This is a genomic window from Streptomyces sp. NPDC059003, assembly GCF_042740445.1.
In the GTDB taxonomy this organism is placed as follows: Bacteria; Actinomycetota; Actinomycetes; order Streptomycetales; family Streptomycetaceae; genus Streptomyces.
On sequence record NZ_JBHYJH010000351.1, the window covers coordinates 1 to 4048 of the forward strand.

Annotated in this window: 4 protein-coding genes and 1 pseudogene; 2 read left to right on the forward strand and 3 right to left on the reverse strand. The window is 66.2% G+C overall.

The window, feature by feature from the left end; genetic code table 11:
* Positions 1-364, reverse strand: a pseudogene (locus ACFWZ5_RS45205) (hypothetical protein); the annotation flags it as partial.
* A gap of 110 nt (positions 365-474) precedes the next feature.
* Positions 475-825 carry a hypothetical protein gene (locus ACFWZ5_RS45210; RefSeq protein ID WP_384893012.1) on the reverse strand — a complete coding sequence of 117 codons (351 nt, stop codon included), beginning with the start codon at positions 823-825 and terminating at the stop codon, positions 475-477.
* Between the two features lie 315 nt (positions 826-1140).
* Between ACFWZ5_RS45210 and ACFWZ5_RS45215 the strand changes: the two genes are divergently transcribed.
* Both ACFWZ5_RS45215 and ACFWZ5_RS45220 read left to right on the forward strand, forming a co-directional pair.
* Positions 1141-2295 carry a hypothetical protein gene (locus ACFWZ5_RS45215; RefSeq protein WP_384893015.1) on the forward strand — a complete coding sequence of 385 codons (1155 nt, stop codon included), beginning with the start codon at positions 1141-1143 and terminating at the stop codon, positions 2293-2295.
* A gap of 45 nt (positions 2296-2340) precedes the next feature.
* Positions 2341-3069 carry a hypothetical protein gene (locus ACFWZ5_RS45220; protein ID WP_384893018.1) on the forward strand — a complete coding sequence of 243 codons (729 nt, stop codon included), beginning with the start codon at positions 2341-2343 and terminating at the stop codon, positions 3067-3069.
* A 308-nt stretch (positions 3070-3377) separates the two neighbouring features.
* Here ACFWZ5_RS45220 and ACFWZ5_RS45225 read toward each other — a convergent pair.
* On the reverse strand, positions 3378-4048 hold a 671-nt coding region (locus tag ACFWZ5_RS45225), incomplete at its 5' end, for a hypothetical protein (protein ID WP_384893021.1).

Here is a 4048-nt window from a genome sequence, read left to right on the forward strand (position 1 = left end):
GCTTCAGTCCAAGCGACGACACAATCCTGGACGCATCATCGTCATCCTTGCGCTGCTGTGAACGGACGGACTCGCTGGTCATGACGGTCGTAAGAACGGAGTGCCGGAAGGGACGGTCGGTGAAGTATGAAGGAGTCGACCTCGCCATCTCATAGTTCACTGCAGCAGCCAGAGCTCCCGCCTTCGTCCGTGGATAACCGACAGGTATTCCGTCCATCTTCTTCTGCGGCTTCACACTGATGCTTCCGCCCGGGGATGAGGCATGTTCCGGGGCTGACTCCTCCCTGTCCTCGGATTCGGAGGAGCCGCCACCGGAGAAGTTGATCAGGAGGATTCCGATGAAAAAGATGACCGTGAACACCACACCGGCCACCTTGGCCCGCCTCCACGGAGAAGACCCATGGCGGGAGTCTGGCTCCGGCTTGCCCGGGAGCAGTGAGCGCGTGCCCTTCCGCGAGCCCGGATCCGCCCGCATCAGACCTCGCCTCCCATTCCGTACACGATCGTGAAGATTGTCACCATGGCCGCCACGACAAACAGGCCCACCAGAGCACTGGCAACCTGCGTCTGCCCCTTCTTCGTCTCCATGGTGTTCGCCTGGGAGTTTCCGACCTTGATATGCATTGCCCCCACGACCGCCGTTCCGAGAAGGAAGAGAACCACGCCGGCCATAATCACGCCGATCACCTGCTGCGCCGGATCCTGGAGCGCCTTGAAAGGCCCCCAGTCCGGGGTTATCCCCTGCAGCAGGGAGTCAATGGAGCCGCCCCCCTCCTTTTTGCCGCCTTTGGCGGCCGTCTCCACTATCCCGTAAAGAGCGTGCATCTCCGCCTCTCCGGAACTCCGATCGGGCGCCGTGCTGCAGCCGCTGCACACCAGAGAGCCGGGAAAATCTCTCCCGTGGCTGGCAAAAAGTATGCCGACTCTGTTGGCCTGCAGGGCGCTTGTTGAATTAGGATCCCTTTCGAAGGACGGTCGTTCTGATTCTCTCGACAGGTCAGAACCGTAGGGGCGTCCCTGCGCGGCGTCGCGCGCGCAGGACGAGAAACCGAAGCATTTCCCGCCGTGCGGGAAAACACTTCCTTGTTTCCCGCGCTGCGGACAATCCCCCACGGGTGCCAGCCGCACCGGAGGAATGAGATGACCGTTCTGCGAGGGATAGCCCTGGCCGGAGTCGTGATGCTGTTCGCCCTCGTGATGATGATCAGCCTGACGCTTCAGGCCGTCTTCTCCGGCTCAGACTCCGTCGCCAACGCCCAGACCTGTAGCGCCCCGCTCCGCCCCGTGGGCAACGGCACCGAAGGCACCGGCCCGCAAGGACCGGACGTGAAATTCGAGGGGAAGACCAAGCCGAGCAGCACCAAGCGCGTCACCGTGCCCCTGCGCCCCCAGGGGCCCCAGCAACAGCCACGGTGGAGCCGCGCACAGGAGCGCAACGCCGCCGTCATCACCAACGTGGCGCGCACCCGCAACCTCAGCCCGCGGGCCGCCGTGATCGCGGTAGCGACGGCCATGCAGGAATCGACGCTGAGGAACCTGCGCGGCGGGCACAGCGACTCCGCAGGTCTGTTCCAGCAGCGGCCCAGTCAGAACTGGGGAACCCTCCAGCAGGTCAGCGACCCCGTCCACGCATCGAACAGCTTCTACGACCGCCTGATCCGGGTGGCCAACTGGCAGACCAGCCCGCTGACCCGTGTGGCACAGCAGGTCCAACGCTCCGGCCACCCCACCGCCTACGCCCGATGGGAATCCAGCGCCGGAGCTCTGGTGGCCAAGACCTGGGGAGCAGAGACAGTCACCTCCGTCACCGACGGCTGCGCCGGAGACCGGGACGCTCCCCCAGGCAAGTTCAAGGCCAAGAACCCCCGCACCCCCCAGCAGGCCATCCAAGCTGCACGGAAGGCACCGACCATCCCCCTCCCGCTGCGGACCTGCAACGCCGCCGGCACTTGGGCGGCCTGCTGCGACAACTTCGTCGCCCAGGCCTACGGCTACGGCAGCAGCGGCTCAGTGAGCGCCAACGCGCACTGGGACCGCCTCGTCTCGGCCGGCCGGGCCCACGCCGGGTCCAACACCCCGCCCCCCGGCGCCCTGCTCTTCTACGCCACCGACAGCCAGTGGGGACACGTCGCCCTCTACCTGGGCAACGACCTCGTCGCCTCCAACGACATCAAACGCCGGGGCTACATCGACATCGTCCGCCGCAAGGACCTCACCCACGGCACCTGGAGACTGCGCTACCGCGGCTGGACCGAACCCTCCTTCCCCAGCGCCGCAGGCACACCATCCATCTGACCCACACCACCCCCTGCCCGTCATCCCGCAGAGGAACGAGAAGCGATGCCCACACCCGCAGCCGCCATCCCCGTCGACATCCTCGATGAGACAACCGCGCACATCCACGGAGAGGCCATTCCCCTGCCTGCCGGAGTCGACCTGGACCAGGCCGTCCTCAGCCACCTCCAGCTCGAGGCCGCCGGCCTCGGACACGCCGTCAGCGCCTGCATCGACGACCGCCGCTACGGCGTCAAAGCCACCCTCACCGTGCATCCCGACGGCACGACCGCAACACACACTCCGGCACCCGCCGACGCTCCACCCCCCGCCGACCAGACGCCCATCGCCGGCATCCAGGCCCTCGCCATCCGCGGACACCTCGACGCAGCCATCCAAGGGGCGGACCAGCACCTGATCCAACTCACCAACCATCCCGGCCTCGGCCCCACACACTGGCAAACCCTCGAAGCAGCCGAACTACGCGCCCACCTGGCCTGGATCAAAGAGGACTACACCTATGCCTACCGGAGCTGGAGCTGGATCTCGGCCACCTGGCGCGAGCAGCTCGGGCCGTGCCCCCGGCGCCAGGTGCACGACCACAACCAATGCCGCCGCATCGCCATCACTACCCGCAACGCCGCCGCAGCCTGGGCCAGGCTCCCCCCGCAGGACGCCCTCGCGGCGGGCCAAGAGATCCTCGAACTCTTGGCACACAACTCCGGCAGTACCACCACACCAGCGGCACGCGACATCCAGGCCCTTCTGAAAAGACTTGCAACTCACGGGAGTTGACAGCACGGCATACATGCTCGTCGACGAACACGCCGTTGACCGCACCCGGAGGATGCAAGTGCGCTTCAGCACACTCAACTCAAGATCCGCCACCATGGCCCCTTCCCGGCCACCCGCGTCGTACCGTTCCTGCTGATCTCCGTGGGCATAGGCTCCAACGGATAGGCCATCACATGTACACACCCACAGGATTGACTGTCTTGCCCGGATTCGCCCCGATGGCCCTGACGTTGGGCATCACGTATGCCAGGGCATGGCATCGCAGTCGCACTGCCCACACCAACGCCTTGAGCCCTGGCCTCAGAGCATCACCGATGCGGGAAGGGCGGTAGGCCGGAGTCCTGCAGATGGGTTTCCTGCTGCGCCTGGTTCTGGCGTACCAGCCTGAGGGACGGCCGGGCTGCACGACTGGGCTGGTGGGTGACCACCGCTGGCCGCTGCAGCCGCCGTCCGCCCGTCCGGTACACCTCCGTGCGCGCGGCAACCGCCAGAACCTGCAGGCAGATCCGTGGGTCCTCCTTGCCGTCCGAACCAGGTACCGGATCCTGCAGCCGGTACAGGATGCAAAACCGCGGCCGCGGCGCGTCAGGAGGGGCAGGATCCCGGGCCGGCAGGTGAACCCCGCTGCCCGTGACGATGTTGCGCCAGCCCGGATCGTGCTCCTGCGTGTCAAACCACACAACCCGGCAGTCGCTCAGATCGGCGAGCCCGGCTCGCGCCTCGAGCAACGGGTGACCGAAGATCTCACCGCGGGTCAGCTGCCCGATCCGCGCTAACGCGATCTCGCCCAGCCTTGTGTCCCCCTCCATCAGGGCAAGGACATCCCGGCCCACCGCAGAGTGATGGTTGCCGTGGTACCGCGGTAACGCTGACATCGAGTCCCCGTCCGGATCGGTCCCCAACAGCCCTAGTACTGCAACGGTCTTGGGTGTGGCTCTCCTGTAGGGACGGATGTCTGCAGGTCGTGACAGGATCGGGA